At 62.5% G+C, this 26,002-nt stretch carries 26 protein-coding genes; 12 read left to right on the top strand and 14 right to left on the bottom strand.

The window, feature by feature from the left end; genetic code table 11:
- Window positions 1-27 precede the first annotated feature (27 nt).
- The 3 genes from zwf to pgi are packed head-to-tail and all read left to right on the top strand — an operon-like array spanning window position 28 to window position 3,788.
- Entirely contained in the window at window positions 28-1,482 is a 1,455-nt protein-coding gene (gene zwf, locus RBB31_RS13970; protein ID WP_306129911.1) for a glucose-6-phosphate dehydrogenase, read from the top strand.
- A complete protein-coding gene (gene pgl / locus RBB31_RS13965) occupies window positions 1,479-2,150 on the top strand; it encodes a 6-phosphogluconolactonase (protein ID WP_306129910.1) in 672 nt (223 codons plus the stop codon). Before zwf ends, pgl begins: the two co-directional genes overlap by 4 nt.
- A gap of 42 nt (window positions 2,151-2,192) precedes the next feature.
- Window positions 2,193-3,788, top strand: coding sequence for a glucose-6-phosphate isomerase (pgi, locus tag RBB31_RS13960; protein WP_371931328.1), 1,596 nt, complete (start codon window positions 2,193-2,195; stop codon window positions 3,786-3,788).
- Here the strand turns inward: pgi and RBB31_RS13955 are convergent.
- The 5 genes from RBB31_RS13955 to RBB31_RS13935 form a co-directional block, all read right to left on the bottom strand.
- A complete protein-coding gene (locus RBB31_RS13955; protein ID WP_306129909.1) occupies window positions 3,785-4,204 on the bottom strand; it encodes a cupin domain-containing protein in 420 nt (139 codons plus the stop codon). The two genes, pgi and RBB31_RS13955, sit on opposite strands and share 4 nt — an antisense overlap.
- 1 nt (window position 4,205) lies before the next feature.
- Window positions 4,206-5,483, bottom strand: a complete 1,278-nt coding sequence (gene eno / locus RBB31_RS13950; RefSeq protein ID WP_306129908.1) for a phosphopyruvate hydratase — start codon at window positions 5,481-5,483, stop codon at window positions 4,206-4,208.
- 99 nt (window positions 5,484-5,582) lie between these two features.
- Window positions 5,583-6,461 carry a DMT family transporter gene (locus RBB31_RS13945; RefSeq protein ID WP_306129907.1) on the bottom strand — a complete coding sequence of 293 codons (879 nt, stop codon included), beginning with the start codon at window positions 6,459-6,461 and terminating at the stop codon, window positions 5,583-5,585.
- Window positions 6,462-6,545: 84 nt separating this feature from the next.
- Complete coding sequence (locus tag RBB31_RS13940) at window positions 6,546-6,959, bottom strand: Fur family transcriptional regulator (RefSeq protein ID WP_306129906.1); 414 nt, start codon at window positions 6,957-6,959, stop codon at window positions 6,546-6,548.
- Between the two features lie 74 nt (window positions 6,960-7,033).
- Window positions 7,034-7,735: an endonuclease/exonuclease/phosphatase family protein gene (locus RBB31_RS13935; RefSeq protein ID WP_306129905.1), complete on the bottom strand. Its 702-nt coding sequence runs from the start codon at window positions 7,733-7,735 to the stop codon at window positions 7,034-7,036.
- Window positions 7,736-7,773: 38 nt separating this feature from the next.
- On the opposite strand from RBB31_RS13935, the gene RBB31_RS13930 reads away from it, so the two are divergent.
- The gene (locus RBB31_RS13930) at window positions 7,774-8,424 is read left to right on the top strand and encodes a hypothetical protein (RefSeq protein ID WP_306129904.1); all 651 of its coding nucleotides are present in this window, start codon (window positions 7,774-7,776) and stop codon (window positions 8,422-8,424) included.
- A gap of 2 nt (window positions 8,425-8,426) precedes the next feature.
- Here the strand turns inward: RBB31_RS13930 and RBB31_RS13925 are convergent, their stop codons facing one another.
- The 7 genes from RBB31_RS13925 to RBB31_RS13895 form a co-directional block, all read right to left on the bottom strand.
- The gene (locus tag RBB31_RS13925; RefSeq protein ID WP_306129903.1) at window positions 8,427-9,845 is read right to left on the bottom strand and encodes a YdiU family protein; all 1,419 of its coding nucleotides are present in this window, start codon (window positions 9,843-9,845) and stop codon (window positions 8,427-8,429) included.
- Between the two features lie 31 nt (window positions 9,846-9,876).
- On the bottom strand, window positions 9,877-10,323 hold the full coding sequence (locus RBB31_RS13920) for an N-acetyltransferase (protein WP_306129902.1): 447 nt from the start codon (window positions 10,321-10,323) through the stop codon (window positions 9,877-9,879).
- Window positions 10,320-11,261: a nucleoside hydrolase gene (locus tag RBB31_RS13915; RefSeq protein WP_306129901.1), complete on the bottom strand. Its 942-nt coding sequence runs from the start codon at window positions 11,259-11,261 to the stop codon at window positions 10,320-10,322. Before RBB31_RS13915 ends, RBB31_RS13920 begins: the two co-directional genes overlap by 4 nt.
- Window positions 11,262-11,367: 106 nt before the next feature.
- Window positions 11,368-12,552 carry a VWA domain-containing protein gene (locus tag RBB31_RS13910; protein WP_306129900.1) on the bottom strand — a complete coding sequence of 395 codons (1,185 nt, stop codon included), beginning with the start codon at window positions 12,550-12,552 and terminating at the stop codon, window positions 11,368-11,370.
- Window positions 12,553-12,560: 8 nt separating this feature from the next.
- On the bottom strand, window positions 12,561-12,728 hold the full coding sequence (locus tag RBB31_RS13905; protein ID WP_057789503.1) for a hypothetical protein: 168 nt from the start codon (window positions 12,726-12,728) through the stop codon (window positions 12,561-12,563).
- A gap of 17 nt (window positions 12,729-12,745) precedes the next feature.
- Complete coding sequence (locus RBB31_RS13900) at window positions 12,746-14,101, bottom strand: DUF2927 domain-containing protein (protein WP_306129899.1); 1,356 nt, start codon at window positions 14,099-14,101, stop codon at window positions 12,746-12,748.
- A 358-nt stretch (window positions 14,102-14,459) separates the two neighbouring features.
- Window positions 14,460-15,299 (bottom strand): MoxR family ATPase, encoded by an 840-nt coding sequence (locus tag RBB31_RS13895; protein ID WP_306129898.1) that lies wholly within the window; start codon window positions 15,297-15,299, stop codon window positions 14,460-14,462.
- Window positions 15,300-15,503: 204 nt separating this feature from the next.
- Here RBB31_RS13895 and dksA point away from each other — a divergent pair, with 204 nt between their 5' ends.
- Together dksA and RBB31_RS13885 are read left to right on the top strand one after the other, a co-directional pair.
- Entirely contained in the window at window positions 15,504-15,926 is a 423-nt protein-coding gene (gene dksA / locus RBB31_RS13890) for an RNA polymerase-binding protein DksA (RefSeq protein WP_306129972.1), read from the top strand.
- 72 nt (window positions 15,927-15,998) lie between these two features.
- Window positions 15,999-17,168: an FAD-dependent monooxygenase gene (locus tag RBB31_RS13885; RefSeq protein WP_306129897.1), complete on the top strand. Its 1,170-nt coding sequence runs from the start codon at window positions 15,999-16,001 to the stop codon at window positions 17,166-17,168.
- Here the strand turns inward: RBB31_RS13885 and xth are convergent.
- On the bottom strand, window positions 17,165-17,947 hold the full coding sequence (xth, locus tag RBB31_RS13880; RefSeq protein ID WP_306129896.1) for an exodeoxyribonuclease III: 783 nt from the start codon (window positions 17,945-17,947) through the stop codon (window positions 17,165-17,167). The genes RBB31_RS13885 and xth overlap by 4 nt on opposite strands.
- Window positions 17,948-18,269: 322 nt before the next feature.
- Here xth and RBB31_RS13875 point away from each other — a divergent pair, with 322 nt between their 5' ends.
- From RBB31_RS13875 to RBB31_RS13865, 3 genes are read left to right on the top strand one after another with little or no spacing between them, the layout of a single operon-like run.
- Window positions 18,270-18,683, top strand: coding sequence for a DUF6749 family protein (locus RBB31_RS13875; protein WP_306129895.1), 414 nt, complete (start codon window positions 18,270-18,272; stop codon window positions 18,681-18,683).
- Between the two features lie 43 nt (window positions 18,684-18,726).
- A complete protein-coding gene (locus tag RBB31_RS13870) occupies window positions 18,727-19,800 on the top strand; it encodes a hypothetical protein (RefSeq protein WP_306129894.1) in 1,074 nt (357 codons plus the stop codon).
- Window positions 19,797-20,699: a DMT family transporter gene (locus RBB31_RS13865; protein WP_306129893.1), complete on the top strand. Its 903-nt coding sequence runs from the start codon at window positions 19,797-19,799 to the stop codon at window positions 20,697-20,699. The genes RBB31_RS13870 and RBB31_RS13865 overlap by 4 nt, the downstream gene beginning before the upstream one ends.
- A 1-nt stretch (window position 20,700) precedes the next feature.
- Here RBB31_RS13865 and RBB31_RS13860 read toward each other — a convergent pair whose 3' ends face one another.
- Complete coding sequence (locus RBB31_RS13860; RefSeq protein ID WP_306129892.1) at window positions 20,701-21,027, bottom strand: iron-sulfur cluster assembly accessory protein; 327 nt, start codon at window positions 21,025-21,027, stop codon at window positions 20,701-20,703.
- Window positions 21,028-21,104: 77 nt separating this feature from the next.
- Here RBB31_RS13860 and RBB31_RS13855 point away from each other — a divergent pair, with 77 nt between their 5' ends.
- The 3 genes from RBB31_RS13855 to argS are packed head-to-tail and all read left to right on the top strand — an operon-like array spanning window position 21,105 to window position 25,918.
- The gene (locus RBB31_RS13855) at window positions 21,105-22,274 is read left to right on the top strand and encodes a deoxyguanosinetriphosphate triphosphohydrolase (RefSeq protein ID WP_306129891.1); all 1,170 of its coding nucleotides are present in this window, start codon (window positions 21,105-21,107) and stop codon (window positions 22,272-22,274) included.
- 3 nt (window positions 22,275-22,277) lie between these two features.
- A complete protein-coding gene (locus tag RBB31_RS13850) occupies window positions 22,278-24,125 on the top strand; it encodes a sodium:proton antiporter (RefSeq protein WP_306129890.1) in 1,848 nt (615 codons plus the stop codon).
- A 47-nt stretch (window positions 24,126-24,172) separates the two neighbouring features.
- Entirely contained in the window at window positions 24,173-25,918 is a 1,746-nt protein-coding gene (argS, locus tag RBB31_RS13845) for an arginine--tRNA ligase (RefSeq protein ID WP_306129889.1), read from the top strand.
- Window positions 25,919-26,002: the final 84 nt, after the last annotated feature.

Below are 26,002 nucleotides of genomic sequence, written 5' to 3'. Positions count from 1 at the left end.
GACTTGCACCGAGTTCAGGAGAAAACCATGGTATCTCGCGTCATCCCGGTCGATCCTTTCGACCTTGTGATTTTCGGGGGCACGGGGGACTTGGCGCAGCGCAAGATCCTTCCCGGCCTTTTCCGGCGCTTTCGGGCCGGGCAAATGAGCGACGATGCCCGAGTGATCGGTGCCGCGCGCAGCGAGATGGACGCTGCCGCGTACCGTGATTTCGCCCGTAAAGCCGTGATTGAATTCGAGCCCGAGGCCGCGAAAGACACCGAACATCTAGAAAGCTTCCTGCAACAGCTCGAGTACGTGACGATCGACGCACGCGGCGAGGCGGGATGGTCCGAACTGACGGGGATGCTGCGCGACGACGAGATTCGCGCCTTCTACTTTTCCGTGGCGCCCAGCCTGTTCGGGGACCTCGCCGACAGGCTGCACAAGTACGGCATGGACTGTCCGAATTGCCGAATCGTGGTGGAAAAGCCCTTTGGCCGCGATCTCGAGACGGCCAAGGCGTTGAATGCCACCATTGCGGAGTATTTCGACGAGCACCAGATCTACCGGATTGACCATTACCTGGGCAAGGAAACGGTACAGAACCTCATGGCGATCCGCTTTGGCAATACATTGTTCGAACCCCTGTGGAACAGCCAGTATGTCGATCACATCCAGATCACCGTGGCCGAGGAAGTGGGCGTTGGCGGTCGCGGCGACTATTACGACCGCTCGGGTGCGATGCGGGACATGATGCAGAACCACATCATGCAGCTTTTGTGCCTGATCGCGATGGAACCACCAGCCAAGTTCGATCCCGACGCCGTGCGCGATGAAAAGCTCAAGGTGATTCGTGCGTTGGACCCGGTTGCACCCGACGACGCCGTGCGGGGCCAGTACGAGGGCACCGGACAGAATGGCAGCTATCGCAACGAGGTTGGCAACCGCGAAAGCATGACCGAAAGCTTTGTTGCCCTGCGCGCCACGATCAGCAACTGGCGGTGGGCCGGAACGCCTTTCTATCTGCGCACCGGCAAGCGACTGCGCGAACGTGCGAGTGAGATCGCCGTGGTCTTCAAGGATGCGCCGCATTCCATATTCGGCGCCGACGCGGGCCGCCACCGCAACATCCTGACCATCAAGCTGCAACCCAACGAGGGGATCGAGCTTGGCGTGACCATCAAGGAACCCGGCCCGGGTGGCATGCGGCTGGTGGACGTCCCGCTTGATATGACATTCGCCGAGGCATTGGGACCGGAAGAGGCGGATTTTCCCGATGCCTACGAACGGCTGATCATGGACGTGATCCGCGGCAACCAGACGCTTTTCATGCGCGGTGACGAGGTCGAGGCCGCATGGGCCTGGATCGACCCGATCATCGCGCAATGGGACGAGTCCGGCCGCGCACCGCACAGCTATGCGACGGGCAGTTCAGGGCCGGACGATGCGCTGATGCTGATGCACCGCGACGGACGCCGCTGGAGGGAGATACGCGCATGAGACTGATCGAATACGCCGACGAGGAGATGATGGCGATCGATCTCGCCAATCAGCTCGCAGGGGATCTGAATACCGCGCTGGAGCATGACGACCGTGCGCTGTTCGTGGTGCCGGGGGGCAGCACGCCCGGTCCGGTCTTCGACGTGCTGTGCGATGCCGATCTCGACTGGTCCCGTGTCGATATCTGCCTCAGCGATGAACGTTGGGTGCCCGAGGTGCACATCCGGTCCAACACCCGGATGCTGCGCGAGCGGCTCTTGGTGGGCCGGGCCGCGAAAGCCGCCTACCTGCCGCTTTACGCCCGTGCCGAGGCGCCCGAGGCGGTACTTGCGGACTTGGAGGCCGTCATCCAGCCACGTCTGCCGATCGCCGTATTGCTCCTCGGCATGGGCGGCGACATGCATACCGCCTCGCTGTTTCCGGGCACCGATGGGCTGGGTGAGGCGCTTGCGCACGACGCACCGGTGCTGGTTCCCATGCGCCCTGCCAAGGTCGAGGATGTGCGGATCAGCCTGTCGGCAAGGGTGCTCAATGCGGCGGTGGCCAAGCACCTGGTGATCACCGGAGAGGACAAGCGCAAGGCTGTTGAGCGCGCCCGCACCTGCCGGCCCGAACAGGCGCCTGTGGCCGCGATCCTCGACGAAACCGATGTGCACTGGGCGCCCTAGCGTGCCGGACAGTCCGACCGAGATAAAAAAGGAGGAGACCGCATGACCTGGGCGGCGCTGAAATCTGAGACCGGAACGCCGATTGGTGACCTCATGCGATCGTCCGACCGCGCAGCCCGGTTCCAGGTCCAGGCCGATGGGATGCTGTTCGACTACGCCAAGACCTCGATGACCGACGCGGCCCGCGAGAAGCTTTTGCAACTGGCAAAGGAACGCGGCGTTGCCGAGCGTCGGGACGCGATGTTCGCGGGCGAGCCGATCAACGAGACCGAGGGGCGCTCGGTTCTACACGTGGCGCTTCGAGCAGGGCCCGACACGGCGATAAAGGTCGATGGGCGGGATGTGATGCCCGGCGTTCGCGACGTCCTGTCCCGCATGCGTGCCTTTGCCGAAGACATTCGGTCGGGCCGGCACAAGGGCGCGGGCGGTCCGATCACCGACGTGGTGACTATCGGCATAGGCGGCTCGCATCTTGGGCCCGAAATGGGCACGCTGGCGCTGCGCCCTTATCACGAGGGTCCGCGCTGTCACTTCGTGTCGAATGTGGATGGGGCGGATATTGCCGATTGCCTCGACGGGCTGGATCCGAAAACCACGCTCTTCATCGTCGCCTCCAAGACTTTCACGACCATCGAGACGATGAGCAACGCCGCGATCGCAAAGCCTTGGGTGCAACTTGGCGGCGGGGACCCGAGCGCGCAATTTGCGGCCGTGTCCACCGCGCTCGACAAGACCGAAGCATTCGGCATCGCGCCCGAGCGCGTATTCGGCTTTGCCGACTGGGTGGGCGGGCGATATTCCATGTGGGGGCCGATCGGGCTGTCGCTGATGCTGGCCATTGGACCAGAGGAATTCGACGCATTTCTCGCCGGCGGCGAAGCGATGGACACCCATTTCCAGACCGCGCCGCTCGAGCGGAACATGCCGGTGATGCTGGCGCTGACCGGGCTGTGGCACAGTCACGCATGCGGCTATCCCACGCGGGCCGTTTTGCCCTACGATCAGCGCCTGTCGCGCTTGCCTGCCTATCTTCAGCAGCTTGAGATGGAAAGCAACGGCAAGGGCGTGACGATGCAGGGCGACCCGGTGGACGGCGGCTCGGGACCGATTGTCTGGGGCGAACCGGGCACCAACGGACAGCACGCGTTCTACCAGCTGATACACCAGGGCACGCAGGTGGTGCCCTGCGAATTCATGGTGGCCGCCCGCGGGTTCGAGCCGGGGATGGACCACCATCACCGCTTGCTGATCTCCAACTGCCTTGCCCAATCCGAAGCCTTGATGCGGGGGCGAGACATCGACACCGCCCGCGAGATGATGCGCAAGGCCGGTTTTGAGGGCGCCGAACTGGAACGGCAAGCCGCGCACCGGGTATTTCCTGGGAACCGCCCCTCGACCACGCTGGTCTATGACAGGCTGACGCCCTACCAGCTTGGGCAGATCATTGCGCTCTACGAGCACAGGGTTTTCGTCGAGGGAGTGATCCTCGGGATCAATTCCTTCGATCAATGGGGGGTCGAGCTGGGCAAGGAACTGGCCAAGGAGATGGAGCCGCTGGTGGCGGGCGAGGCCGAGGCCGGCAGAAAGGACGGCTCGACCCAAAGCCTTCTGGCCTTCCTGAAAGCAATCCGGGGCTAGCGGGGAATATCGAACCCGTCAGGTGCCATCGTGAACTGCTCGAACTCGAATCCCGGGGACACGGTGCAACCGACCAACGTGTAGTCCCCGGTCGAACGCGCCATCTGCCATCCGTCGGGCGGGACGATGACTTGTGGCCTCTGGTCTTCCGTCAGGTCTGGGCCAAGAACCATGTCCCGCGCGGGGCCCGCCTCGCTTTCCGATATCGACAACACCAGCGGCGCCCCGGCGTAATAGTGCCAGATCTCGGCCGCATCGACCTTGTGCCACTGGTTGTGATCCTCACCCCGCAGCAGGAAATAGATCGCCGTGCCATGGGCGCGTCCTTCATTGGACGCGCGCCATGTCTCGCGAAAGAACCCGCCCTCGGGATGCGGCGACAGGTCGAGGGTGGCAATGATCTGGTCGGCGGTCACGTCAATTCCGCAGGATCGAGCGCCCGGCGTAGATCGCTGTGTCGCCAAGCGCCTCTTCGATGCGGATCAGCTGGTTGTACTTCGCCAGCCGGTCCGAACGCGCAAGCGAGCCGGTCTTGATCTGCCCGCAATTGGTGGCCACCGCAAGATCGGCGATGGTGGCATCCTCGGTTTCTCCGGAACGGTGCGACATGACGTTGGTATAGCCTGCGCGATGCGCCATTTCGACCGCCTGAAGCGTCTCTGTCAGGCTGCCGATCTGGTTGACCTTGACCAGCATCGAGTTCGCAACCCCGCGCTTGATCCCGTCCGACAGGCGCATCGGGTTGGTCACGAACAGATCGTCACCCACCAGCTGCACCTTGTCGCCGATCTGGTCCGTGAGTGCCTTCCAACCGTCCCAGTCATCCTCGGACATGCCATCCTCGATCGAAATGATTGGATAGTCGTTCACCAGCGCCGCCAGATACGCCGCATTCTCGTCCGGTGAAAGGGATTTTCCTTCTCCAGCAAGCTCGTACTTGCCGTCCTTGAAGTATTCGGTCGCGGCGCAATCGAGCGCGAGGTAGATGTCTTCGCCGGGTTTGTAGCCGGCCTTTTCGATCGAGCGCAGGATGAAATCCAGCGCGTCGCGGGCCGAGGCGATATCAGGGGCAAAGCCGCCTTCGTCACCGATTCCGGTCGATAGCCCCGCGCCGGACAGTTCTTTCTTCAGCGTGTGGAATACTTCGCATCCCATGCGCACGGCATCGCGGATATTGCCCGCGCTGACCGGCATGATCATGAATTCCTGAATGTCGATTGGGTTGTCGGCGTGTTCGCCGCCGTTGATGATGTTCATCATCGGCACCGGCAGGGTGCGGGCCGATGTGCCGCCTACATAGCGGAACAAAGGCTGCATGGCGAAATCCGCCGCGGCCTTGGCCACGGCAAGGCTGACGCCGAGGATGGCGTTGGCGCCAAGCCGCCCCTTGTTAGGGGTGCCGTCCAGTTCGATCATCGCTTCGTCGATGGCCACCTGTTCCGTGGCATCGAATCCGGCCAACGCGTCCGCGATTTCGCCGTTCACCGACGCCACGGCCTCCAGCACGCCCTTGCCCATATAGCGTGCGGTATCGCCGTCGCGCTTCTCCACCGCCTCATGCGCGCCGGTGGACGCGCCCGACGGCACGGCGGCGCGGCCCATGGTGCCGTCTTCGAGGATCACGTCCACCTCGACTGTCGGATTGCCGCGGCTGTCGAGTATTTCACGTGCGTGAATGTCCAGAATGATGCTCATCTGTAACCCTTTGGCAGAATGCAGTTGCCGGTCCATAGCAAGAACGCGCCCGAATGGGAACTGCGACGCAAGGCGGTGTGGCGGTAATCTTTCGATGCGTCAGGCGGCCCGCGCCCGCCGGGCCAACCGCCGCTCGCGCAGATAAGTGTAGAGCCCGGTCGTGATGATCAGCGCGGCGCCAAGCAAGGTCAGGGTGTCCGGCCGCTCGGCAAAGACCACAACACCCACGATCAGCGAAAAAAGAAGGCGCGTATAGCGGAACGGCGTGACGACCGCCGCATCCCCCATGCGCATCGCCGCCACGATGCCATAATATCCCATGGCCCCGAACACCATGCCGCCCACGATCATTGCCCACAGCGGCGGTGTTAACGGTGACAGCGTCTGCGGTCCCAGCACGATCAACAAAATTCCGGCCGGCACCACTGCGGCAAAGCCCTGAAACGACACCACGGTCGAGGACACGGTGACGTCGATGCGCCGGGTGATAAGGTCGCGCGCGGCCACGCAGGCTACGGACACCAGAACGAGCAACGCCGAAGGGTCGAAACCGGCAAGGCCCGGGCGGATAATCAGCAGCACGCCGCAGAACCCGATCAGGATCGCGCTCCACCGGCGCCAGCCCACGTCCTCTCCCAGAAACAGCGCCGCCCCCATGGTAATGAAGAGCGGCGTCGCCTGGAAAACCGAGGCGACGACCGAGATATCGACCTTCGACAGCGCGGTGGTAAAGGCAAGGGCAGCACCGGCCTCGCATCCCGCGCGCAGCAGAAAGGGCCTGCGCCACGCCTCCGGTGCGAAAATGCGATACCCACCCAGCCGCGCCACCACCGCAAAGATGGACGCGCTGCCGATCCCGAGAAAGATCAGGATCTGCCCGACTGAAATGTCGGCCGACAATTTCTTTATGAACATGTCCTCGACGGTGAAGGCCGCCATGGACAGAATTACCATCATTATTCCGCGAAGATTGTCCATGATCGCCGTGCCGCTTGAAAGTTTCCCTGCCGCGATAGGCGGCTTTTGGGGGCGATACAAGACAGTCGGTCGGACGGAGTCGGGTCAATCCTTCCGAATCGGAACGCCGTAGAGTTCCAGCTTGTGACCCTTCAGCTTGTAGCCAAGCTTGGCGGCAATCTTTTCCTGCAATTTTTCGATGTCGGGGTCGACGAACTCGATCACCTCGCCGGAATGCATGTCGATCAGGTGGTCGTGGTGGTCGCGTTCGGCATCCTCGTACCGGGCACGCCCGTCCCCAAATTCCAGCTTGTCGATGATGCCGGCCTCTTCGAACAGTTTCACGGTACGATAGACGGTGGCGATCGAAATCTTGGGGTCCCGGCCGCTGGCCCGGGAATAAAGCTCTTCCACATCTGGATGGTCTTCGGAGGATTCCAGCACCGCCGCAATGGTGCGCCGCTGGTCGGTCATCCTCAAGCCCTTGGCCTCGCAACGGTCGATGATGGTCTCTGTCATGCCGGCCTTCTTCGCGTTTCCGGAGCGTTGGATAACGGGTGTGACATCGGAAATCCAGCTTTTTGCGACATGCATCACCGCCGGTGCGTCAGGTCTGCCCAGACGGGCAGGTGGTCCGAAGTGATATGCGCGGGCTTGGCCGTGTAGACGCCGGTTGCCGCGACCTCAAGCTGGGGAGAATGGGCGATCCGGTCCAGCTTCCCGACGGGCCGAGGCGCAGGATAGCTGGCAGGCGTTGGCGCGAATTCCAAGCCGCTCGCCGCAGCGCGCATCGCGGCGGGGCGACGCCACTCGTTGAAATCGCCCGCCAACACCAGCGGCATCGCCTCGCACCGGGCAACCACCCGCATCACCGCCATCATCTGCAACAACCGGTATCGCCGCACAAGCCCCAGGTGCACTCCAACAACCCGCAGGGGACCAATGCTGGTGTCCAGTTCCGCCATCACCGCCCCGCGCGGCTCCAGCCCCGGAAGGTCGACATGCCGCGTGTGCCGCACCGCCAGGTCTCGCCGCGCCAGCATCGCGTTGCCGTGCCAGCCCAGCGAGCCGCCCGGCGCACCGAAGGGCAGGATCCGCCAGCCGTCCCGCTCCACAAGGTCGTGGGGCAGGGCGGCGGGGCGGGGCTGTAATCGCTTGTCCGCCTCCTGCAAGACAACAAGATCGGCGCCCAAGGCATTGATCACCTGAAGGCTGCGATCCGGTCGCCGGCGCATGTCCAGCCCCACGCATTTTTGCAGGTTGTAGGTTGCAATTCTCAGTCGGGGCTCGTTCATGGTAACACGATGGCAAAATTGCAGAAGGACCGCTCTACATGTTTGCAGATCAAACCTGGCTGGCGCGTCTCATCTGGCTGGCGCTTGCCGGCGCGACGCTTTGGGCACTGGCCTTGCTGCGGTTTGAACTGGCCTTTGTTGCGCTGGCGACGCTTGGAGTTTCGCTGGCCCCGGTCATCGTTGCTAACTGGGCGCAGGTGCATGTGCCACCGACCTTCATCGCCGTGGTCGTGGCGTTCGTTGTCGCCACCCTTTTCCTTGGTGAGGTCTTCGATTTCTACGAACGGTTCTGGTGGTGGGACATCGCCATGCACGGCACGTCCGCCGTCGCGTTCGGGCTGATCGGATTTGTCTTTGTATTCATGATGTTCCAGGGTGACCGGTTCGCCGCGCCGCATCTTCAACTGAGCTTTCTCGCTTTCTGTTTCGCCATGACGATCGGCACGGTCTGGGAAATCTTCGAGTTCGGGATGGACCAGGTCTTCGGGTTCAACATGCAGAAATCCGGACTTCAGGACACCATGGGCGATCTCATCATCAACGCGGTCGGCGCGTTGGTCGGCGCTGCAGCGGGTTTTGGCTATCTCAAGGGACGGCATGTCGGCATCGGCACCTTCATTGACGAATTCGTAAAACGCAACCCACGCTTCTTTCGCAGGTTACGACGGCGTCGCGACCGCTCCGAATAGCCTCAGGTGCCGCAAAAGGTCTGCTGCACCGCTTCCGAGGGCTGCGGCGGTCGTGCAAGATCCCGGGAGTCACTCCGCGGATGGTACGGATCGGCCAGTACATCGCAAAGCCGGTGAAACGGGGCCATGTCACCGGCAACAGCCGCCGCGATCATCTGCTCGATGCGGTGATTGCGTGGAATGTAGGCAGGGTTGGCCGCGCGCATGACATCGTCCGGCGCCTGTTCCTGTTCCATCCGCTTGCGCCAGTCCTTTTCCCAAGCGTCGAATGCCTTTGGGTCGAGGAACTCGTCGCGCGGCTTGCCGTCACTCAATGCTCTGAACGTGTTGGTGAAGTCTGCGCGATTGGCCGCCATGGCATCCAGAAGCGCGGCAATCAGGCCCTCGTCTTCGGCTGTTGCTTTCGCCAGCCCGATCTTGCGCCCGAAAAGCTCACGCCACACGTCGTGCACCTGACCCGGCATGGCATGGACCGACTTGGTGAAATCTTCGACCGCCTTGTCCTGATCGGGCATCATAGGCACCAGTGCCGTGGCCAGCTGTGCCATGTTCCAAGCGATCACGTTGGGCTGGTTTGCGAAGGCGTAACGCCCGTGCATGTCGATGGAGGAAAACACTGTATCGGGATGATAGTCATCCACGAACGCGCATGGCCCATAGTCGATGGTTTCGCCCGACAGCGCGGTATTGTCGGTGTTCATCACCCCGTGAATGAACCCGACCGACATCCACTGCGCCACCAGACGCGCCTGTCGCGCGATCACAGCGTCAAGCAACTCCGCCGGGGAAGTTGCCTCGGGATAGTGCCGCTGGACCACGTGTTCGTATAGCGCCTGAAGCGCTGGCAGGTCGCGCCTTGCAGCAAAGAACTGGAACGTACCGACGCGAATGTGGCTTTGCGCCACGCGGGTCAGCACCGCGCCGGGCAGGGCGCCGGTTTCGCGGAACACCGGCTCGCCGGTCAGCGTCGCCGCCAGCGCCCGGCTTGTGGGGATGCCAAGAGCGTGCATGGCCTCGCTGACGACGTATTCCCGCAACACAGGTCCCAACCAGGCGCGCCCGTCTCCCATCCGAGAATAGGGCGTCGGCCCCGACCCTTTGAGCTGAATGTCAAAGCGTTTACCGTTCGTTGCGACTTCCCCCAACAGGTTGGCGCGGCCGTCTCCCAGTTGCGGTGAAAAGCCGCCAAACTGGTGCCCGGCATAGACCTGCGCCAATGGATCAGCGCCGTCCGGCACCTGATTGCCGGCAAAGACGCGCGCCATTTCGTCCTCGGGTCCCGGCGAGATCCCGAGTTCACGCGCCAGCACCTCATTGAAAGCAATCAGTTGAGGCGCTTTCACAGGCACGGGCGGCTGCCTGGTGAAGAAGCGGTCGGGCAGGCGGGCATAGGAATTGTCGAATGGGATTTGCAAGCTCATACCTGATAGATAGTCGCCTGTCCCGCAAACGCTAGAGCTTGCGTGACATCAGGATGTAATTCTCACGCGGCTCGAAACGCAGTCTTTCGTAGATGCGCCGCGCTTTTTCATTCTCGCGCCCGACCTCCAGATGGATTGCCTTCATTCCCGCGGCTGCCAGTGTCTTGGGCAAGGTCAGCAGGATTTCCGAGCCGATCCCGCGTCCACGCACGCCGGGTCGGATGAAAATCTCATCGACAAATCCGTCGAGCCCGCCAAACTCTATCGACCACCCGAACGAGACGGCGACATAGCCGATCGGGGCCCGCCTCGGACCCGCGAGGTAGATGCACCCGTGCGGCGATCCCTCCAGCAGCGGCGCCAGGGCATCGCGGCGGGTCGTGTCGTCCTGCACGATGCCCTCTTCGTGGTGGAACGCCGCTACCAGCGGCAACAGACGCTCCATGTCCTCGGTCGCGGCAAGCGTCAATTTCGTCATAGCCGGGCCAGCCTTTCGGTCAGAAGTTCGAAAAACCCGTCCGCATCGAGGTCCCCGATGAACAGCGCATTGGGTGCGCGATCGGTCACGCCCCACCAGTCCGCCACGGTCATTCCCATGGTCAGTTCCGATCCGGTTTCGATCTCGACATTGACGTGTCGACCCGAAAACAGTTCTGGGCGGATCAGGTATGCGACTGTGCAAGGATCATGCAGCGGTGCCCCGTCGGAGCCGTATTTCTCGCGGTCGTAACGTTCGAAGAAGTCGGTCATTTCGGCTACCGCCGTCCCGACCCGGTTGCCGATGGCACGAAAGGCATCGTTGCGCGCGCGCGTCACCAGCGCCTTGTGCGTCACATCGAGCGGCATGACGACGATCGGCACGCCAGCCCGGAAAACCAGATCGGCCGCATGCGGATCGACATGAATGTTGAACTCGGCCGCGGGCGTGATGTTGCCGACCTCGAAATAGGCGCCGCCCATCAGGACGATCTCATGCACCTTCGGGACAATATCGGGCGCCATGCGGAACGCCGTCGCGATATTTGTCAGCGGCCCGATCGGCACCAGCGTGACGCTGCTCGCGGGCTCTTTCCGCAAAGTCTCGATGATGAACTCGACCGCGCGCATATCTTGCAACGGCATCGTCGGCTCGGGCAGGTCGGGCCCATCAAGCCCGGTCTTGCCGTGCACATGCTCCGCTGTCACAAGGTCGCGGTCCAGCGGGCGATCACACCCGGCAAAGACTTTCACGTCGCGCCTCCCGGCCAATTCGCACACCATGCGCGCATTGCGCACCGTCAGTTCCAGCGGCACGTTGCCGGCGACACAGGTAATTCCCAGAACCTCGATTTCCTCCGGGCTCGCGAACGCCAAAAGGATCGCGACGGCGTCGTCCTGCCCGGGATCCGTGTCGATGATGATCTTGCGCACGTTCATGCAAATCCCCTGTCACGGCAGACAATACTTGTCCACTGCGCTTAGATTGTCTTGGCAGAAATACTCCGGGGAGGGACCGATCTCCTGGCGCGGACCTTCGATCGGATCAACGACCCAATTCTTTCATCCCGCGCTCGATCCCCTCAAGGGTCATCGGTACCATACGGTCCTCGAATATTTCGCGCACCATTCCGATCGAATGGGTATAGCTCCAAAAGGCCTCGGGCACCGGGTTGATCCACAGGTGCTCGGGCCATTGCGCTCTTGCCCGCTGAAGCCAGACCTGTCCCGCTTCGGCGTTCCAGTGCTCGTTGGCGCCACCCGGATAGGCAATTTCGTAAGGCGACATCGAGGCGTCACCGACGAAGATGCACTTGTAGTCCGGCCCGTAGGTGCGCAGCACCTCGACGGTGGGCGTCTGCGCGTCCCAGCGGCGGCGATTGTCGCGCCAGACGCCTTCATAAAGGCAATTGTGGAAATAGTAATATTCCAGATGTTTGAATTCGGTTTTCGCGGCTGAAAACAGTTCCTCGACCATCTTGATATGCGGGTCCATCGACCCGCCCACGTCCAGAAACAGCAAAACCTTCACAGCGTTGCGTCGCTCCGGGCGGGTCTTGACGTCGAGATAGCCATGCTCGGCGGTGGCCCGGATCGTACCGTCCAGGTCCAACTCGTCCTCGGCTCCGTCCCGCGCCCATCGCCGCAGCCGCTTCAGCGCCACCTTTATGTTGCGCGTCCCCAACTCGACCGTGTCGTCGAGATTGCGGAACTCGCGCTTGTCCCAGACCTTGACCGCCCGCCGGTGGCGGCTCTCCTTTTGCCCGATGCGCACACCTTCGGGGTTGTAGCCATAGGCGCCAAAAGGCGAGGTTCCGGCGGTGCCGATCCATTTATTGCCGCCTTGGTGGCGCCCCTGCTGTTCCTTCAGCCGCTCCTTCAGCGTCTCCATCAGCTTGTCGAACCCGCCAAGCGCCTCGATCTCGGCCCGCTCTTCCTCGCTCAGGTGCTTCTCGGCCAGTTTTTCCAGCCACTCCTGCGGGATGTCGACAGCCTCGACCACGTCACTCGCGCTGATCGCTTCCAGCCCCTCGAAGCTGGCGGCAAAGGCGCGGTCGAAGCGGTCGATCATCCGCTCGTCTTTCACCATCGCCGTACGGGCAAGATAGTAGAACCCCTCGAGATCGTAGGTCACAAGGCCCGCACCCATCGCTTCCAGAAAGGTCAGGTACTCGCGCAGCGAGACCGGCAGGCCCGCCTTCCTGAGATTCTCGAAGAAGGGCAGGAACATCGCTTACCTCAGATCGACATGCGGTGGATGATCAGCGTAGCAAAAAGCCCAAGCAGCGTGAAGATCAGGCAGTAAACGGCCGCGTACAAAAGGATATCGGCGGTGCGACCCTTGCGCCGCCACGCCGTGAATGCGCCCAGGCTTGCGCCCAGGATCGCGCCGAATAGAACGATCATCGTGTCTTCCCGTCAGGTCACTTCAGGGGGCTGAGCGACGAGATTTCCCGCAGTTTCGCGCGCACCGCCCAGTCCGCGCCGAACCCGTACCGCGCCCAGCCTATACTGTCCAGACGCACCGTCTGCGCCTCGGCGACGCGGCCCGTCAAGTCCAGCGCCTCGGCCCTCAGCAGCATCAGTGTCGACAGAAGGGCGGCGTTTTCATGACGTTCGGCGATGGCAAGATGCGGCGCCAGAATGGTCAGCGCCAACTGGCCATTGCCCTCGCCAATGGCGAACGCGGCCAATTGCGATGCGGAGTAGGCACGATGCAATTCGGTGCCGGGCGTCTGGCTGTAGAACCGTTCGGCCAGGCTGAAATGCTGGAACGCGGTATCGGGCTGGCTGGCCTGGGTCAGGCGCCCCATTGCGAAATGCGAGAACGCGCGCCGATGATCGTGCCAGCCCATCGCGTCGGCGATACGCAGCGCCTCGCCCGCGGCCACTAGCCGCTGCGAGTGGCCCGCTCCGGGGCCAAGCGCCGTCTGCACAGCCTTGATCCATGCGCGGGGCGTCGATGACAGGGCGTGCGGCGAGATTGTGTCGCCACCGGGATTGAGCCTTGACAAGATGGACGGCAGACGGGCCGCCACCTGTTCCCGCGTCATTCCCGACTGCAGCTCGGGCGAGTAATAGGCCCGCAGAATCAGCATGTCGAAACCTGTCAGAACCGTGTGCACGTTGTCATCGTTGAACACGCTGTCGGGCAGCCGGTAAAGATCGTTCAGCGGTCCCAGCGCCTGCGCCACTTCCTCGTGCAGGCAGTCGCGTACTTCCTGGGGCGAGGCATCGTTGGGCAAAAAAATCGCAATCTTCTCGCGTTCGACCAGCTTGCTCCAGTTTGTCTGCCGCTTGTTGCGCGCCGCGCGGTATTCCGACAGGCGACTGATATTGGGCACCACGAAACAGGCCGCCTTGGGCAGGTGCCTGCGGATTTGGGCCCGCGGCACGGCCTCGATCGTGATATTGGCCGCGTCGGACCGGACCCTTGCAATGTCGATCATCGCTTCAGTACGCAGCCGGTGCACCAGGCGGTTAAGGTCCGGGATAAGCGTCGAGGGAGGGTTGCCGGTGATTCGGATCGAAACAGGCCCCTCGAAGCGCGAGAAATTCTGCAATTTGCGACCCGATTCGAGTTGAAAGGACAACTCGAGGAAATCCTGAGCGATGTCGATGTTGGACCGTGAGGGTGGCACGGGACGCGGCGCCGAGAACGACTTAAGGGCTGGTAGCGTAGTGGCGGTCGCCGTGGCTGCGCGCGAGGGCATTTCACTGGACGGGCTGGGAACGCACGCGCCCAGCATGAAAAACAATGGAAGAATGACGCGGCGCATAAGCCCCCCGATGCCTGTATGGTCCCATATGGCAGGTGTCCGTCGTAACCCCGTCCTGCCCATCCGGTGCAGTCGTCGCCCGGTCTTTCTGCGCGTCTTTCCGTGCACGCAATTCGAAACGCTGCTCTTCGACCCTACCGGATAGGTGCCCTCTTCGCCTCTTACTTCGTCCCCGGCAAGGTGCAAAAAAGACAATAGTGTGGCCGAATCGCCAGCAGCCCGAATCGCGATTCGAAGCGCATGAGGAATGTTGTCGGAACTCTGGTTAACCGGGAATTACCAGCAAACGACTAATCGCACGCCTGTTGCCGCAATGTTACGGGTTTGCACGCTACTGCCGAAGTTTCAGGCGATGTCGCTATCTTTGCCGGCGCGCCATGAAGGCGAGCCGCTCGAAAAGGTGTACATCCTGCTCGTTTTTCAACAGCGCGCCGTGCAGCTTGGGCAGCGCATCCGCGCCATCGCGCTTGAGGTCCTCTGCCGTCAGGTCCTCTGCCAGGATCAGTTTCAGCCAGTCCAGCACTTCCGAGGTCGAGGGCTTCTTCTTCAGTCCCGACTGCTCGCGGATGTCGTAGAACTGGGTCAATGCCTCGGTCAACAGCCGTTCCTTGATACCCGGATGATGCACTTCGACGATCCGCTTCATCGTCTCGGGGTCCGGAAATCGGATGTAGTGAAAGAAACAGCGGCGCAGGAATGCGTCGGGCAGCTCTTTTTCGTTGTTCGAGGTGATGATCACGATCGGGCGCTGAACCGCGCGGACGGTTTCACCGGTCTCGTAGACGTGAAACTCCATCCGGTCCAGTTCCTGCAACAGGTCGTTGGGAAACTCGATATCGGCCTTGTCGATCTCGTCAATAAGCAGCACGACTTTTTCTTCAGCTTCGAATGCCTGCCACAGCTTGCCCTTGCGAATATAGTTGCGCACGTCGTGGACGCGTTCCTCGCCAAGCTGGCTGTCGCGCAGGCGCGAAACGGCATCGTACTCGTAAAGACCCTGTTGCGCCTTGGTGGTGGACTTGATGTTCCACTCCAGCATTGGCAGGCCCAGCCCGTAGGCGACCTGCCGGGCCAGTTCCGTCTTGCCGGTCCCCGGCTCGCCCTTCACCAGCAGGGGGCGTTCCAGCGTAACGGCGGCGTTCACCGCGACGGTCAGGTCGTCGGTGGCGATATAGGCGTCGGTGCCTTCGAATTTCATGAGCGTCCCTTTTCGTGGTGTCGCCGCGCGCAAGTGTCGGGCTGCACGGAATTTTTGCCGCACCCTAGTGTCTTGGGCAATTCACATCAATGGCGGGCAATTGTGTAGTGACAATCGGTCGGGGCGCGTGTAATTGCACGCCACAAGGTGGATTTCTCAAGGGGAAGTTGGGTGACCTACGGAGACCTGCAGGAGGGAGTGGAAATGAAACAGGACGTGGTTCTGTCGGAGGATTACACTCCGGCAGAGGACGAGCCGTTCATGAATGAGCGGCAAGTGGAGTATTTTCGTCGCAAGCTGCTGACCTGGAAGAGCGAGTTGCTCGAGGACAGCCGTGACACCATCGAGGGGCTTCAGGACAGCACGCGTGCAATTCCCGACGTGGCCGACCGCGCCAGCGAGGAAACCGACCGGGCGCTGGAACTGCGCACGCGGGACCGTCAGCGCAAGCTGGTCGCCAAGATCGACGCGGCCTTGCGCCGGATCGACGAGGGCGAATACGGCTATTGCGAGGTCACCGGCGAGCCGATCAGCCTCAAACGCCTCGATGCCCGCCCGATCGCGACCATGAGCCTCGAGGCCCAGGAACGTCACGAACGGCGCGAGAAGGTTCACCGCGACGACTGACCGCGGCAGAACCAAACCGAAATCGGAACGCCGGGGCTTTTGCTTCGGCGTTTTCGCATTCAAAGGACCCGCATGGATATCGCCTCTTTCAACTGCATCGTTCTCGGCGGTGGCATCGGCGGGCTGACCACGGCGATCATGTTGCGCCGCGCGGGTGCTGCCGTGTGCGTCCTCGAACAGGCCCCCCATATCACCGAGGTGGGGGCAGGCCTGCAGATCAGTCCCAACGGCTTCATCGTTCTGGAAAAATTGGGGTTGGGCAGCGCGCTGCGGGCGAAATCGGTGCGCGGCCAGTCAGTGCGTCTGCGCGACTACAAGGGGGCCGAGGTCGTCCGTCTCGATCTCGCGCGCCTGCCTTGTGGTGACTACCACTTCGTCCATCGCGCGGACCTGATCCACATCCTCGAGCACGCTGCTCTCGCGGCCGGCGTCGAGATATCACTGGATCAAGAGGGCGCGTCCGTGACGCCCGGATCGGTTCCCGAAGTGACGCTGCGGGATGGCACTGCGCTGACATGCAACTTGCTTGTTGGGGCGGATGGACTTCACTCGGTCGCTCGTAAAGCGCTCAACGGTACATCCGCCCCTTACTTTACCCGGCAGGTGGCCTGGCGCGCCGTCATCCCCGAAACCGGCGCCGAACCGGAGGCGCAGGTCTTCATGGGCCCCCACCGGCACTTGGTCACCTATCCCCTGCGCGGAGGCCGCATGCGCAACCTCGTTGCCGTGCAGGAACGGGCCCGGTGGCACGAAGAAAGCTGGACTGCCGAGGATCGTCCCGAAACCCTGCGCGGAATCTTCCACGATTTCGGGCCTGATGCGACCCGTTTGATCGACCGGGTCGAAAAGGTCCATCGCTGGGGCCTGTTCCAGCATCCGGTCGCGGCGAAATGGCACGCGGGTGGAGTGGTGCTGGTCGGTGACGCCGCTCATCCGACGCTGCCGTTCATGGCACAGGGGGCCAACATGGCGCTCGAGGATGCTTATGCCCTGGGACGAAGCCTTGCCAAAGAAAGGGACCTCAACTCAGCGCTCGCGGCCTACCAGTGGATGCGAGCCGATCGCGTGCGGCAGGTCGTCGACACCGCCAGCCGGAACGCTTGGAAATACCATCTCGCCTTCCCGCCGGTTCGCTTTGCCGCGCACACGGCGCTGCGGCTCGGCGGTGCGCTGATGCCAGGCCGTCTCGTGAGCCAGTTCGACTGGATTTACGGCTACGACGTCACGGCAACGGACGCCTAAAGGTCCAGTTCGACCCAAACGGGAACGTGATCCGACGGCTTTTCCCGTCCACGGATGTCCTTGTCGATGCCCACGTCCACCAGGTGGTCCGCCGCCTGCGGGCTCAGCAGAAAGTGATCTATCCGGATGCCGTCATCCCGGTTCCACGCCCCCGCCTGATAGTCCCAGAAAGTGTAATGGCCAGGCCCGGCCACCCGCGTGCGGAACGCTTCGGTAAACCCCATGGACAGCAACTCGCGAAAGGCCGCCCGGCTTTGCGGCAGGGCCAACGCATCCTTCGCCCAGGCCTCCGGGCGCTTTGCGTCCTCGTCCTGCGGGATCACGTTGTAGTCCCCTGCCATCAGGAAGGGCTCCTCGGTGGCCAGCAACTCGGCGGCGCGTGCCTTCTGGCGTTTCATCCAGGCAAGTTTATAATCGTATTTCGGCCCCGGTGCTGGGTTTCCGTTGGGCAGATAGAGGCCGCACAGACGTATCGAAGACCGCGCACCCACGACCGTCGCCTCGATCCACCGCGCATGGTCGTCTTCGTCGTCGCCGGGCAAGCCCCGGGTGACGTCTTCCAGCGGCAGCTTGGACAGGATCGCGACGCCGTTGAAACCCTTCTGGCCATGGGTTTCGACATTATATCCGCGCTCCTCGAACGTCTCTCGCGGGAAGCCTTCGTCGACTGTCTTGATTTCCTGCAAAAGCGCAACGTCGGGTTGGGCCTCATCCAGCCAGTCGGTCAAGGCGCTCAGGCGCGCTTTGATACCGTTGATGTTGAAACTGGCGATCTTCATGCACGGTCTCCGATCATGGTCAACCTATCGCCCAGCCTCCCCGCGGACGCAAGCCGCCTTGAGGACTAAATTAACGATTCGCGCCTAAGCTGATTCGGTCTGAATCTGGAAACAATTTTGTTTTATCCACAGTTCTGTTGCCCTGTGGAAAACAATTTTTTCCGTGCGCTGCTAAGCAGCGCACGGAAAAGCTGGCAAGGGGTGCTAAATTTTGTAGTTCGGAATCGTGCCTTGTGGATAACTCGCTTACGGCGAAAAACAGTTTGAGAATCCCGTTTTGCGTGCAACCGTTTTTGGTGTTGACCAAATCAGGAGACCACCAATGGTTGCAATTCGTAAAAACCTTTTCGCCGAAAGCCCCTCCACCCCGACCGAGGCCAGCCTGCACGAAGGCACCGCTGTCGAAGCGTTCACCTCGTCCCTGCAAGCGTCCGGCGACATGCTGGATGGTGTGGCGACCGAGATGTTCACATCCAGCCTGAGCCCCGTTGCCGAAACCAATCGGATGACTGGCGACGCGGTTGAGGCGTTCACCTCAAGCCTCTCCCCTCGCATGGCCTGCGAAGCGGAAACCGGCGACGCGGTAGAACTCTTCACCTCTAGCCTTGGCCCGGTGACCGCAACCAGCACCGGCGCAGGCGATGCCGTCGAGGCATTCACCTCTAGCCTTGGCCCGGTCCGTGCAGAGCGTGCCGACGAAGGCGATGTCGTCGGCGCCTTCACGTCCAGCCTTTAAGCCGGGCGGCGGAACGGAAACACGTCACAGGGATATCTAAACCATGGGATCCATCGTCAAACTCGATCTTCCGTTCCGCCAAACCTCGCGGGAGGCGCGGCAAACCGCGCTTTTGCAACGTTTCGCTGCCGAGCGTCGTTCCGAAACGGACGTTTTCTGGCTCAAGGAAAACGCCGAGATTCTGAACGTCCTGTCCAGCACGGGTGCAACCCTGTCGCTGGCGGCCCTCGACCCGTTCGACACGCTCTATCGCACAATAGACCGGCGCCTGAGGTTCTTCCCGCAATACTACCGCTTTCTGCTGTCTCTCTGTCTCGACCTTGAAGATCTAGGCATGGGCGGGAACATGGGCGCATGGGCGGTCGAATGGGTGGCCGCCGAAGGGCTTGTCTCCGCCGAATTGTCCGATCTTCAACGGGCCGAGGCGCGGCGCCTCTGCCTGCGCCGCGGGGTCGATCCGACTTCCCAAGATCCCGGGCTCGACGATCGCCTGCGCAGTTTCGGCAGCCGCAGCACGACATTCGCGCTTCCCAACAAGAAAGCCGCGTACGAGCTCACTCACATCGTGTTCTACCTGTCCGAATATGGTCGCCGTAACCCGGATCTGCCCGCTGCATTCGCGGACAGCTTGCGTTTCGCAGGTACTGTGGCCTTCCTTGAAATGAACATCGACCTTCTCGCGGAGGTCTGCATCGCCCTGCGTTTCGCCGGCCAGACACCGCCTGACACATGGGAGGATTGGCTGTCCGCGCAGGCGCGGCACTTCTTGATCGAGGCCGACCCGGCAGGATGGATCTCGGACGACTACCACCCCTATCTTATGATCCAGTGGTTCCTGTCCACCGCCGGGCTGGGCGGGTTCGGGGCAATGCTGCCCGAAGGCGGGCTTCGGATCACCGCGCCAAGTCCGCACGTGGCTCCGCTGCGCGAGTTGTCGGAATGCATGTACCGCCTCGAGGGCGAGCGCATCGCCGACTGGTCGCTGATGCGCACCCGGATCGACCCGCTTTTGACCGCAGAGGCTCGCGAGGTGGTCGAAGCCGCCGAACAGGCCGTCGATTTCGACGCCTTCTTTTACGGCTTTTCCCGCGCCACAGCCCAAGGGGTGCCGGCATGATCGCGAGGGGCCGCGAGACTGTCCTCCTCGGTGTCGCGCTGACCGTGATCTACACGCTGTTGATCACCGGCGCCGATGCCATCACCAAGCTGTTCTCGGCCAACTACGCCGCCCCGCAGATGTTCGCTCTCTCCGGTGGCCTGGTCGCGTTCTTCTGCCTGGTCGCCGGTCATAGAACCGCCGCGACCAGCGTGCTTGCCACCGGCTGCCCCTGGATCATGGCGCTCCGCGCCGCCGCCACGGTGATCGGCACATGCGCATTCTTCTACGCGTTCAAGCTGCTGCCTTTTGCCGAGGTTTTCCTGTTCATCGCCATCATCCCGATCCTCGCCGCGTTGCTGTCGCGGGTCATGCTGAAGGAATACGCGGGTGGGCAGGTCTGGGGAGCTATGATCCTTGGCGTGATCGGTATCGCGACGCTCTTTCCGGGCGGCTTGCACAGTTTGGGGGCAGGGCACCTCGTTGCCTTCCTCGCCGTGGCGATGGGGGCCGTGTCGATGGTCGCCTCGCGCTATATTGGTCAGCGCGACCCGGGCGGGCTCTTGTCTCAGGTTTTCTACCCCAATCTCGCGTTGATGATCGTGATGGGAGGCGCTCTGCCGTTCGTCTTCGTTCCGATGAGCTGGTGGGATGTACTGTGGGTGGCTTATTACGCAGCGCTGCTCTTTGGCGCACGTTGGGTTCTCGTAGCCGCGCTCAAGCTGTTGCCGGCCTATGTCGTGACGCCGCTGATGAACCTGCAATTTCTCTGGATGGTCGCCATCGGGTCCATGGCTTTCGGTGAACGGGCCGGGGCAGGAGTGTTTCTCGGCGCGGCGCTGCTAATTACCGCTGGTGCATGGCTGGTCTGGGACCAAGTTCGCACGCCGACGCCTAAGGCGGCGGTCCCGGCTGAATAGATCACATCGAAAAGGACGTCCCGCAGCCGCAGGCGCTGGTCACGTTCGGGTTGTCGATGGTAAACCGCGCGCCGATCAGTTCCTCTGTAAAGTCAATTGTCGCACCGGCCAGGAAGGGCAGGGACACGCTATCGACGATGACCTTCTGACCATCGCCGCCTTCCAGCACAAGATCGTCACCCGTGGGCGCGTCCAGCTTGATGTCGTACTGAAAGCCCGAACACCCGCCGCCTTCGACGGCAACGCGCAGGGCCTGACCCTGTTCGCCGGCACCGATTTCAGCAAGGCGTTTATAGGCGCGTTGTGTCACTTTGGGGGGCATTTGCATCTGGTGATCCTCGAGGTTTCTTTGCCGTTCATCATCGAATATACGAACGCTGGGACAGGACGACAAGGAAACAGGCGATGCATAAACCTTATGCCTCGAACCCAAAACAGGCGCGCGCGCGTCTTCATGCCGAGGAGGAAAGCGCGTTTCGGTCCTGTTATCAAAGGGATCGAGACAGGATCATCCATTCCAGCGCCTTTCGCCGTCTCAAGCACAAGACGCAGGTTTTCGTTGAGCATGAGGGCGATTATTTCCGTACCCGCCTCACGCACTCGATCGAGGTGGCGCAGGTGGCCCGGACCATCGCCGGTGCGCTTGGCCTCAATGTCGAGTTGACCGAGGCCGTGGCGCTGGCGCATGACCTCGGCCACACGCCCTTTGGCCATACCGGCGAGGATGCGCTTGACGCGCTCATGGCGCAATATGGTGGTTTCGACCATAACGCACAGGCCATTCGCATCGTCACCTCGCTCGAACGGCACTATGCCGAGTTTGACGGCCTGAACCTGACATGGGACACGCTGGAAGGCATCGCCAAGCATAACGGGCCCGTCACGGGCGATCTGCCCTATGCTCTGGCCGACTACAACGCCCGACACGACCTTGAACTCGGCACCTATGCCAGCGCCGAGGCGCAGGTGGCCGCACTTGCCGATGATGTAGCCTACAACAATCACGACCTGCATGACGGCCTGCGCGCGAAACTTTTCAGCGAAGACGACATTGCCGGGCTTCCCGTCGTTGGCGCTTGTTACCGTGAGGTGGATGCCAAATATCCCGGTCTCGACCCTTACCGCCGACGGCATGAGGCGCTACGCCGAGTCTTTGGCGTGATGGTTACGGACGTGATCGAGACCTCGCACGGAATTCTTCAGCAAGCCGCGCCGGCCGACGCCCAGGCAGTACGCAACCTGGGACGCCCCGTGATCCGCTTCTCAGCTCCGATGTGGTCTGACCTTCAGCAGATAAGGTCTTTTCTTTTCAAGCGTATGTATCGCGCTCCTAAAGTGGTCCAGATGCGCAGGCGCGTCACCAATGTGGTCGAGGACCTGTTTCCGTTCTACATGTCGCGTCCCGACTTTCTTCCGCGGCGGTGGCGTCAGAACGTGGACGATGCCCAGGATGAGACGGCTCTGGCGCGCCTGGTCGCCGATTATATCGCAGGAATGACGGACCGGTTCGCGCTCGAGGCTCATGCGCGGCTGCTGGGCGGCGACGACGAATTGAGTCACGGAAAGGGAATATAGCCGATGGCAACTGGCGGTACGGACGGGGCGATCGATCCGGTCATGGCGGTCGCTCTGGTGGGCGCGCTCGGTGTCGGAGCGCAATGGCTGGCGTGGCGACTGCGGATGCCAGCGATCGTGCTCATGCTGGCCGCGGGCCTTATCGCCGGACCGGTCCTCGGCCTCTTCGACCCCGCGCGCGATATCGGCACCCTGATGGGGCCGATGATTTCCATAGCCGTGGCCATAATTCTGTTCGAGGGGGGCCTGACGCTCGACTTTCACTCGCTGCGTGGGGCAGAGCAAGGCGTCAAGCGCCTGGTCCTGCTGGGCGCGCCCGTGGGCTGGATCGGCAGCGCCCTCGCGCTGCATTACGTGGGCGGTCTCAGCTGGGAAAGTTCGGCCGTCTTTGGCGGCATCATGATCGTCACCGGCCCCACGGTGATCGCACCGCTTTTGCGCCAGGCCCGGCTCAATCGCCGTCCCGCGCAGCTTCTGCAATGGGAAGCCATCGTGAACGACCCGATCGGCGCCCTTGCCGCCGTGCTTGCCTTCGAGGTGATCGTCGTCACCGCCAGTGAAAGCAGCTTGGGGCTCGCCGCATGGCAGATCATTCGCGGTATCGTCGTGGCCGGTGCGCTTGGCTGGGCCGGCGGCTGGGTGCTCAGCGAGTCGTTCCGCCGCGCCTATGTGCCGGAATACATGAAGGTGCCGGTGCTGTTCGCTGTCCTGCTCGGGATCTTCGCGGTCACCGATTACATGCTGCATGAAAGCGGCTTACTGGCGGTCACCGTCATGGGCGTCGTGATGGCCAATGCCAACCTGCCCAGCTATACCGAACTGCGCCGCTTCAAGGAGCACGCGACCATCCTTCTGGTTTCGGGCGTGTTCATATTGCTGGCTGCCAACATGGATGTCGAGACGCTCAACCGCATTAACTGGAACGCCGCCGCCATGGTGGCGGTGGTCATCCTGCTGGTTCGTCCGCTGACGGTGCTCGTTTCCCTGGCTTTCACCAACATTCCCTTCCGCGAGCGCTTGCTCGTCGGGCTGACTGGCCCGCGCGGCGTCGTGCTGGTCGCGGTCGCGGGTCTATTCGGCGAGCGGCTCGTGGCCGAAGGGATCGAGGATGCGGCCTTTCTCACGCCCTTCGCCTTTGCGCTGGTGGCCGCCACCGTCGTGCTGCATGGCTTCACGCTGGCCCCGCTGGCGCGCGCCATGGGGCTGGCGGGCAAGGGTCAGCCGGGGGTCCTGCTGGCGGGCGGGTCGCAGTTTGCCACATCCTTCGCCAAGACCCTGCAAGACCTCGAGGTTCCGGTCCTCGTTGCCGACACCAATCGCGCCCGCCTGCGCAGCGCGCGAGAGGCCGGCCTGCCGACCTTTTTCGGCGACGTCCTGTCCGAGGCGGCCGAACACAGCGCCGAAATCATGAAATACGGCGTCGTCCTCGCGCTTAGTGACAACGATGCCTACAATACCCTCGTCGCTACCGACCTCGCGCCGGAATTCGGGCGCGAGAATGTCTACCAGCTGAGCCGTGCCAAGCAAAACAGCAAGCGCCACGCGCTGCCCGCCTCGCTGGGCGGGCGGGTCGTGGGACAGGGCTATGGCCATACCGAACTGGCTGGTCTGATGGTCCGGGATTGGCAGGTGCGCGCAACCAACATGACCGACGATTTCACGATGGAGGATTGGTCGGCCCAGAATGACGAGGGTATTCCCCTCGCCACCCACAGCCCCGCTACCGGTCTGCGCATCCTGTCCGAAACTTCCAAGGTCGAGACCGGGGGCGAGTTCAAGCTCATCTCGTTGGGCCCCCCGCGAGACGACAAGACGCCCGAAGCCGCTGCCCCGACCGACAGCGCGGATTGACGCGGCCCGCCCGGGTGTTAAACCGGCGCCAAACGAAGGATTGTCCGATGAACCTGTTTACCGAAATCCGCGCTTGTGTCCTCGCCGCCCTTGATACCATGCAGGGGCAGGGGCAACTGCCCGCTGGCCTCGAGATGTCGAACGTCACCGTCGAGCCGCCGCGGGACCCGGCGCACGGTGACATGGCCACCAATGCCGCGATGGTCCTGGCCAAGCCCGCAGGGCAGAAACCACGCGACATTGCCGACACGCTTGCCGACCTTTTGTCCGCCGACGACCGGATCGAGAGCGCCGAGGTCGCGGGGCCCGGCTTTTTGAACCTGCGCCTGGCGGACACTCTTTGGCAAAACGTTATCCGTACGGCACTGCAAACCGGCGAGGGTTTCGGGCGCTCGGAGTTGGGCAAGGGCAAAAAGGTCAACGTGGAATACGTCTCCGCCAACCCGACCGGGCCGCTGCACGTGGGCCACACTCGCGGCGCGGTCTTTGGTGACGCTCTGGCCAGCCTCCTGGATTACGTGGGCTACGACGTCACCCGCGAATATTACATCAACGACGGCGGTGCACAGGTCGATGTGCTCGCCCGCTCGGTCTACCTGCGTTATCTCGAGGCGCACGGCCAGGAAATTGCCTTCGAGGACGGCACCTATCCCGGCGACTACCTGATCGAGGTCGGCGAGTCACTCAAGGCCAAGGTGGGCGACGCCTTTATCGGACAGCCCGAGGATGTCTGGCTGGAAGATGTCCGCAACTTTGCCACCGACGAGATGATGGATCTGATCCGCGAGGACCTGCGCGCGCTCGGGGTTTCCATGGACGTTTTCTACAGCGAAAAGTCCCTCTATGGCACCGGCCGTATCGAACAGGCGCTCGAGGCGCTGCAATCCAAGGGCCTGATTTACGAAGGCGTACTCGAGCCGCCCAAAGGCAAGAAGCCCGAGGATTGGGAGCCGCGCGAACAGACGCTCTTCAAGTCCACCGAACACGGCGACGACGTCGATCGCCCGGTCAAGAAATCCGATGGCAGCTGGACCTATTTCGCGCCCGACATCGCCTACCACTACGACAAGGTCGAGCGCGGCTTCGACGCGCTGATCGACGTCTTCGGCGCCGACCACGGCGGCTACGTCAAGCGGATGAAGGCCGCCGTCAGCGCGCTTACCGATGGCCGCGTGCCGCTCGACATCAAGCTCACCCAGTTGGTCAAGCTCTACAAGAACGGCGAGCCCTTCAAGATGTCCAAGCGGGCCGGCACCTTCGTCACCCTGCGCGACGTGGTCGATAACGTAGGGCGCGACGTGACCCGCTTCGTCATGCTGACCCGCAAGAACGATGCGCCGCTCGATTTCGACTTCGACAAGGTGCTGGAGCAGTCCAAGGAAAACCCGGTCTTTTACGTGCAATACGCCCACGCCCGGATTTCCTCGGTCATGCGCAAAGCCCGAGACGCCGGCATTGATGTCGACGACGCCACCTTGGCCGGCGCCGACCTGTCGGTGCTTCAGGACAGCGCGCAGGTGGCCGTCGCCCGGAAAATCGCCGAATGGCCTCGGCTGGTCGAGATCGCGGGCCGCACGAACGAGCCGCATCGCGTGGCCTTCTACCTCTACGATCTTGCCAGCGACCTGCACAGCCTTTGGAACCGGGGCAACGATTTGCCTGCGCTTCGCTTCCTTGACGAGACCGATATCGCCGGATCTCAGGCGAAAATCGCCCTCGCGCGGGCCGTAACCGTTGTTATTTCCGCCGGTCTTGGTATCTTGGGCGTAACTCCGGCCGAAGAGATGCGGTAGCAAATCGCGCCAGCGCCGGGGACGTGGCAGTAATCCAACCCGGCGGCCAAGTATCGCCGGAGGTAGCGAGGCGAGCGATGGCAC

The organism is Roseovarius sp. MMSF_3350 (assembly GCF_030733425.1).
Taxonomy (GTDB): Bacteria; Pseudomonadota; Alphaproteobacteria; order Rhodobacterales; family Rhodobacteraceae; genus Roseovarius.
This window is presented reverse-complemented; position numbering and strand designations above follow the sequence as displayed.